The organism is Pseudomonas floridensis (assembly GCF_002087235.1).
GTDB classification, from domain to species: Bacteria; Pseudomonadota; Gammaproteobacteria; order Pseudomonadales; family Pseudomonadaceae; genus Aquipseudomonas; species Aquipseudomonas floridensis.
The window spans coordinates 38,058-44,057 of the sequence record NZ_MUIO01000026.1 but is presented as its reverse complement, the minus strand read 5'-3'; the positions used below and the strand labels follow the sequence as shown (position 1 = coordinate 44,057).

At 57.1% G+C, this 6,000-nt stretch carries 4 protein-coding genes; 3 read left to right on the top strand and 1 reads right to left on the bottom strand.

Annotated elements, in window-relative coordinates; translation table 11 throughout:
* On the top strand, window positions 1-2,157 hold a 2,157-nt coding region (locus tag BZK31_RS09870; RefSeq protein WP_083182505.1), incomplete at its 5' end, for a glycoside hydrolase family 3 C-terminal domain-containing protein.
* Between the two features lie 64 nt (window positions 2,158-2,221).
* On the opposite strand, the gene BZK31_RS09865 is transcribed toward BZK31_RS09870, so the two are convergent.
* On the bottom strand, window positions 2,222-2,863 hold the full coding sequence (locus tag BZK31_RS09865; RefSeq protein WP_083182504.1) for a TetR/AcrR family transcriptional regulator: 642 nt from the start codon (window positions 2,861-2,863) through the stop codon (window positions 2,222-2,224).
* A gap of 224 nt (window positions 2,864-3,087) precedes the next feature.
* Here BZK31_RS09865 and BZK31_RS09860 point away from each other — a divergent pair, with 224 nt between their 5' ends.
* Window positions 3,088-3,573 carry a hypothetical protein gene (locus BZK31_RS09860; RefSeq protein ID WP_244182658.1) on the top strand — a complete coding sequence of 162 codons (486 nt, stop codon included), beginning with the start codon at window positions 3,088-3,090 and terminating at the stop codon, window positions 3,571-3,573.
* Window positions 3,574-4,104: 531 nt separating this feature from the next.
* The gene (locus tag BZK31_RS09855; RefSeq protein WP_083182503.1) at window positions 4,105-5,727 is read left to right on the top strand and encodes a methyl-accepting chemotaxis protein; all 1,623 of its coding nucleotides are present in this window, start codon (window positions 4,105-4,107) and stop codon (window positions 5,725-5,727) included.
* Window positions 5,728-6,000 lie beyond the last annotated feature (273 nt).

The window sequence follows — 6,000 nt, the reverse complement described above, 5'->3', positions numbered from 1 at the left end:
AACGAACAGGAAGCCAATCGGCATTATCTGGACGTGAAGATCGATGAGCGCGCCATGCAGGAGCTGTACCTGCCGGGCTTCGAGTCGCTGGTCAAGAACGCCAACATTGCTTCGGTCATGTGTGGCTATAACAAGATCAACGGCGAATACGCCTGCGAGAATCACCACCTGATTACCGACATCCTCAAAGGCCAGTGGGGCTTTCAGGGTAACGTCATGAGCGACTTCAACTCAGTGCAGGACGCTTTCAAGGGTGCCTGGGCAGGGACTGACATCGATATGCCGAGCGGCCTGCAATTCACCGAAGCCAAACTGCTGCCCTACGTCTGGAACGGCCAGTTGCACCAGAGCGTGATAGACGACAAAGTGCGGCGCAACCTGAGAGCGCTGGTGAGCTACGGCTTCGACAAAGGCATCAACAAGGCGCAACCGCTGGTGCATCGCGAGTACGGTCAACTGGCTGCGCTGAATGTTGCGCGCGAATCCATCGTGCTGCTGCGCAACGAACCGGTGGATGGACAAAAACCGCTGCTGCCGTTGGCGAAGAGTTCGAAGATCGCAGTGATCGGCGACCTGGCCGCGCAACCACCCTCCTCGCCCTTCGGCACGGCCTACTCTGTTCCGGCCAGTTACGTCACAGAGCTCAGCGGGCTGAAGCAACTGGCATCCAGCGCCGCGAACGTTGAATACCTGACGCAGATGAGCCTGAACCCAAAGTCGTCAGTCTGGTATCAGCCGGGCAGTGACAAGCAGGCGATCAGCAATGCCGGCGTAAAAGCCGAGTATTACGCCAACACCAGCCTGTCGGGCAATCCGGTTGCCACGCGCATCGAGCCGGGCGTCAACCTGGACTGGGTCACCAACAGCAACGTGACGGACAGTGGCTCGACCACAGTCAGCGGCTACAACCCGGCAGCAGGTGCTTTCTCCGCCCGCTTCACTGGCAAGATCAAGCCGACGATCACTGGCCCGCATGTAGTCAAGGTTCGGGCCGATGGTGCCTACAAGCTGTGGATCAATGACGAACTGGTGGCCGAAGACGACGGCGGACAAGTCTCTTTCGACCTGATTCCGGTCGTGCCGCGCACGGTCAAGACCGCCAGCCTGAAAGCCGGCAGCGAGTACAACGTGCGTCTGGAATATCGCCGACTCAAAGGCAACTTCACCCCGGTGCTGGGTGGCCTGAACGGCGTGCAGATGAGCTGGGCGTCGTTGCGTCCGCCGAAGAATCTGGCGGACTACGATGCAGTGGTCATCGCGGCGGGGAGCAACTTCGAGTATGAAGGCGAGTCACTGGATCACCCGTTCGAACTGCCGCAGTTCCAGTCGGAAATGATCAGTTTCGTGCAGAAAGCCAACCCGAAAACCATCGTGGTCCTGCACGGCGGTGGCGGCATGGACATGCAGCCGTGGGCGAACAAGGTCGCAGCCTCGCTGCATGCCTGGTTCCCGGGCCAGCAAGGCGGACAGGCACTGGCCGAGATTCTGTTCGGCAAGGTCAACCCGTCCGGCAAGCTGCCGATCACCCTGGATAAGAAGGTGCAGGACAATCCGAGCTACGCGTCGTATCAGGACCCGGTGCCGTACTACTTCAGCAGCCCCAATCCGCCGACCGAAATGACTTACAGTGAGGGGCTGTACCTGGGCTATCGCGGTTACGACAGGAAGCACACCAAGCCGTTCTATCCGTTCGGCTACGGTCTTTCCTACACGTCCTATGCGTACAGCAACCTTAAGCTGTCGACCAATGTGCTGACACCGGGCTCGACCCTCAATGCCACGTTCACGGTCACCAACACCGGTGACAAGGCCGGATTCGAAGTCGCGCAGCTGTACGTGCAGCCTTCCAAACCACAGGTTGATCGTCCCGAAAAAGAACTGAAAGGCTTTTCCAAGGTTTACCTGAAGCCGGGCGAAAGCAAAACCGTGACCATCGCGCTGGATTCGCGCTCGTTCGCCTATTACTCACCGGATTCGGTGAGCTGGAAAGTCGATCCGGGCAAGTTCAAAGTGCTGGTGGGCAAGGACTCGGAGAACCTCACGCTGGACCGCACCGTCGTCGCGCTTTACCCCGAGCAGTTGACCACGCGCGATTCCAACCCGCTCCCGATCCCGCTGCGCAAGGCCGTGCAGGTCAAGCCGGAACAGGCTTACTGACGGACAGCAACCGGCGGTCTTCACGACCGCCGGTTGCTTTCGGCTCGCAGCACTGCATCCTTCGTTACCTTACTCGCAGGTCCAACGCCATTCGCTCGAGGAACCGGGTAAACGCGCCTTCAATGTCCACGTCGGTCCGGGAGCGGAGCCACTGAATCTGCAGGCCGTCCATCATCGACGCCAGCTCGATGCAAACCTGTTTCACGTCGATATCTCCACGCACTTCACCCGCCTGCACCAGTTGATTCAACTGCGCCTGAAGATGGCCGTGCACGATATGAAAACGCTCGCAGAACCAGCGGTTCGCCGGATGGGTGACTGACAGGCTCTCGGTGTTGATGATCATCAGTGCCTGACTGACGGAGGCGTCCTCGACGCTGAACCGCATGATGAATTGCAGAAACGCCACAAAGCCTTCCAGCGTTGCCACCTGTTCCGCTTCCTGCAATCGGGTCGAGATGCATCGATCCCGATGGTCGAGCACCGCCTGCAGCAACGCGAGCTTGTTGGGGAAATGATGAAGTAATCCGACCTGAGAGATGCCCGCCACCTTGGCAATGTTCGACAGCGACGCACCGGCGAAACCGTCACGGGCGAAGATCACCAGCGCTGCCTGAATGATATCGACTTTGCGCAGATCGCCTTTCGGGATGCGACGACGTTTGGCCGCTGGCGCTGCGGCAGGATCAGGCAGATTTTCGGGCATGGCGGATTCGTTAACTTCCTGTTTGCAGGGTGCAAGCATACAGGGCCGTTGCTGGACGCGCATAAGGGGCAGCCAAAAGCGTTAGATTCATGCCCGTTGAAGTCGTGTTTTCAGTCCCACGGCAGGGTTGCCCGGCGCGACCGGTTGATAAATGCTTCTTCATCTAAAGTAATTCACCCAGACGCCGATGCCGTTCTACCACTTTTATCATTAAGGCGCAGACAATGATCACCCTCAACTTGCCGACCTCCAACCTTGCTCAAACATCGACAGTGAACGCAGGGGAAAGAAAAACGGCTGCCAATACGCCGGAAGTGGCATCGACCGAGGCGGTCGCTACCCCGGCCGAAGGCGTCAAAGTCTCGTTATCGAGCCTGAGTCTGCAAAAGTCCGCCGAAGATAAAAGCGCCAACTCGAACAAAGACATTGAAGAGAGCGGGCTGCCGGCAGACGCGCAGAACATCCTGAAGATGATTCGCGAGTTGCAGCAAAAAATCGAGAAGAAGCAGCAGGAACTGCAAGCACTTATGGCCGATCAAAGCCTGACCCCTGAAGCCAGACAAAGCAGAGCCGGGATGCTGCAGTCGGATCTGGGTGCACTCACTGCCAGCCTGATGAGTGCAAACAACTCGCTGGCCAAGCTTTCTCAGAATGGAACGCTGTCAGACGCGCAGAAGGACCAGGCCGCTGCGCTGATAATGAAAAAATAAAACCAGTGATGGCGTCTTGAACACATAACCAAGGCGTCCTTTCACCTCAAACCCTGATGAACCTGCTCGCTGCCAGGCTGAAGGTCGTGTTCACTTCGCTTAAGTACCGGTCGCACCTGACGTTTCGCTGCCTCAGATGCGGCGACCGTTGCGGTCATTAGCCGGTTGGAACATCAGCATCGCAGCACCGCCGTCGAGCTGATGTTCGATGGCGCTTCTGAAACATCCCACCCAGCCATCACTCATCCAGTGACAGTCAATATAACGCCGTCAAAATACCGTTCACGCGGTTTGATTTCTTGGTTATATGTCGAGCAAAATCTAAATATAAATCGCTTTAACTTCAATAGATTAAGCTTCTTAAATATAAATATCTTCGGCAGCTGGGGCATGCCCCTAAAGATAACCAATGCCCGGTCGAAACCAATGATATCCAAATGATATCAACCTCGAAAAAACTTAATCACTGCCGCTATCCACACACAAAAACGTTATCGGATTGCCAGGAAGGCACGTTTCAGGACCTACGTCATGTTTAATAAGCTCAGCATTTCGCAGAAGCTTTACTTCAGTTTTATCGCTATTGTCGTGCTTATCGCCGTTCTGGTGGCCAGTGCCTACAGAGGGTTTGAGCAGGTCGAAGATGCTACCAACAGCAATGTTCATACCTATCAGGTGCTCAGCGAAGCGCAACTGGCCCTGGAACAGTTGATCAATATCGAGACTGGCATGCGCGGCTTCGTCATTGCCTCGAAAGAGGCCTTTCTTGAGCCCCTGATCGCGGGTGAAAAACGCTTTGGCGAAGAGCTCGATGCTCTCAAACGGCTGACCGCTGACAACCCCGAGCAACAGCGACGCTTGACCTCGCTGGGGGAAACCTACAAACGCTGGCTTGAAGATGACATCAACCCCATCGTCGCCATGCGCAGGGATCTGACCGCACGCAACCTGCCGGATGATGAGTTGGACAAGCGCATCATGTCCGGTGCCGACAAGGCGAAGATGGACAGCATGCGCGCAACGCTGGCAGAAATCAGCGCTGCGGAAAACATATTGCTGGCAAAAAGAAGCCAGAACATGATCGATGCCAAGCATTTAGCATTGATGATTCTGGTGTGCGGCGGCATTGCGGCCGCAATTCTCTGCGCCATTCTGGCAACGGCACTGGGCCGCAGCACCACCGCTCGTCTGCAACTGGCCATTGACGCCGCCACAGCCGTGGCCGAAGGCCGACTGGACACCGTCATCGACACCAGTAGTCACGATGAACTGCCCAAGGCCTTCGACCGGATGCAGAACCGCCTGCGCGAGATGATCCAACAGATCAGCCAGGCCGCCAATCAACTGGTGGTTTCCGTGCAGCAGATTTCCGGAGCCTCCGAGCAACTATCCGGAGCCGTTCAAGAGCAGTCGACGTCTGCTTCAATGATGGCTGCCACCATCGAAGAGCTGACTGTCAGCATTCACCATGTTTCCGAAAACGCCGACGAGGCCCATCAGATCGCCAGCCGCTCAGGCGAGCAATCCAGGGAAGGCGTACAGGTCATCGAGAACACGCTGTCCAGCATGAACGGTATCGCCCGTACCGTGCAGCATTCGTCGACCCAGGTGTCAGGACTGGGCCAGCATTCCGAGCATATTTCATCGATCATCAGCGTGATTCAAGGCATCGCCGACCAGACCAACCTGTTGGCGCTCAACGCCGCCATCGAGGCCGCTCGTGCAGGTGAACAGGGTCGCGGATTTGCCGTCGTCGCCGACGAGGTACGCCTGCTGGCACAAAACACAGGCAAGTCGACCAAAGAGATCGCCAGCATGATCGAAAAAATCCAGGCGGGTGTCAGGGAGACCGTAGAAAGCATGCGCAGCGGGGTACTGGAAGTGAACACCGGCGTGGAAATGGCAGGCAGTGCTGGCCAGGCGATTATCGAAATCCGTGACAGTTCCAGCAAGGTCTTGCACGTGGTGGACCAGATATCGTTTGCGTTGCGCGAGCAAACCGCTGCCAGCCAGGATGTCGCACGCAGCGTAGAGCGCTCTGCTCAAATGGCTGAACAGAACAACATGTCGGTACAGGAGTTGCTCAAGACCAGCGGCGGGCTGAAAACCCTTGCGAGCAGCCTGCAGCATGAGGTGAGCAAGTTCCGGCTTTAACAAGGACAAGCCCCGGCTTGCCGGGGCGCTTGCCGCGCACACTGCGACAACTCGCACGCTCAGAACGATGTCAGCAGTCCGTGCCTCGCCTGATTCAGACAGCTCTGCGAAAGACTCAACCCCGATCCAGCCTGCTCTATCCGGCAGGCCCTTGGGATGAGTTCATCGCCGCCAGTCACTTGGCCAAAACACCTGAGACACCCTGCGGGTCATCCACCCGGGAAACCCCTGATGCAAGGCCTTGCGTTCACAATCAGCCCTCGATGAGTACAA

Bases quoted from the DNA above. Each gene is read 5' to 3' on its own strand.
- BZK31_RS09865 (WP_083182504.1), bottom strand. From the start codon at position 2,863: ATGCCCGAAAATCTGCCTGATCCTGCCGCAGCGCCAGCGGCCAAACGT.
- BZK31_RS09860 (WP_244182658.1), top strand. From the start codon at position 3,088: ATGATCACCCTCAACTTGCCGACCTCCAACCTTGCTCAAACATCGACA.
- BZK31_RS09855 (WP_083182503.1), top strand. From the start codon at position 4,105: ATGTTTAATAAGCTCAGCATTTCGCAGAAGCTTTACTTCAGTTTTATC.